Source organism: Asaia sp. W19, from assembly GCF_003994335.1.
GTDB lineage: Bacteria > Pseudomonadota > Alphaproteobacteria > Acetobacterales > Acetobacteraceae > Asaia.
The window spans coordinates 1-878 of record NZ_PNQZ01000226.1 but is presented as its reverse complement, the minus strand read 5'-3'; the positions used below and the strand labels follow the sequence as shown (position 1 = coordinate 878).

Here is an 878-nt window from a genome sequence, read left to right as displayed (position 1 = left end):
TGGTGAAAATCTGCGTGGTGTTGGAGCGCATGACAGTCGGGTTGAACTGTGCAGCCGGGGCGCTGGCCCCTTCGCCCTGGGGGTTCTGGCCCACGTTCATCAGCGAATCTTCCTGCCACTCGAACAGCTTCTGAGTGGACTTATCGCCGCCGATCATCGACTGGAACGGCGTAGCGGTCGGAGCGATATTGGAGATAACGTCCGAGATATCTTCTTTGGTGCCTACAACATCGAAGGAGGAAACAGTGGTCAAATATCTACCTTAGTGAAGTTTCGCCATGAACGCCGCAGTGATGGCGTCAGGGTCGGTGGGGTTTGCGCGAAGGGATTTCAGAGCCTTGTTCAGGCCATCCTTCTCGGACGCATCAGCATTTGAACCGGCTGAGCCCGGTTTGATCACCCGGCTGGGCTTATTGACGACCTTCTGGACCTGAGCATCCACGGTCTTGCTGCCGGTATCGTAGAGGTATGCCTTGTGGAGGAGGCGGAGCATCGTCGGGTCTGTGACATTCTCGATGCCTTCAACGCCGCTCTTACGGGCAAATTCAACGAGCTTGGGGTAAACGGCGGGGAAGTCCTTGATGCCCTTCATAGGGTCGGTAAGTTCCGCAGCGCAGGCCTTTGCGGCCTCCTGACGGGCATCCTCAGCGGCCTTGCGGGCTTCCTCCAGACGCCCGTTCACCTCACTGTGGAGGAACGCGAGGTCCTTGTAGGCTGCCTCAGCATCAGCGCGGACCTGCTTGAACGTCTCAGGGTCCACATTAGGGTCCCGGCTGATTGCAAGCCAGTCGAGGTCCTTGTAGGGCGCGTAGCGCTCCTCAGCGCGCTTCCACATTTCAGTGTAGGCGGCTTCGAGGCGATCCTTTTGAGCCGTAGCT

At 58.4% G+C, this 878-nt stretch carries 2 protein-coding genes; both read right to left on the bottom strand.

What is annotated here, in order from left to right; genetic code table 11:
• Nucleotides 1-253, bottom strand: a 253-nt coding sequence (locus C0V97_RS18205; protein ID WP_199752053.1) for a DUF5309 family protein, incomplete at its 3' end; no start/stop codon positions are given.
• Nucleotides 254-262: 9 nt separating this feature from the next.
• Nucleotides 263-878: hypothetical protein (locus C0V97_RS18525; RefSeq protein WP_158625478.1), on the bottom strand; the 616-nt coding region annotated here is incomplete at its 5' end.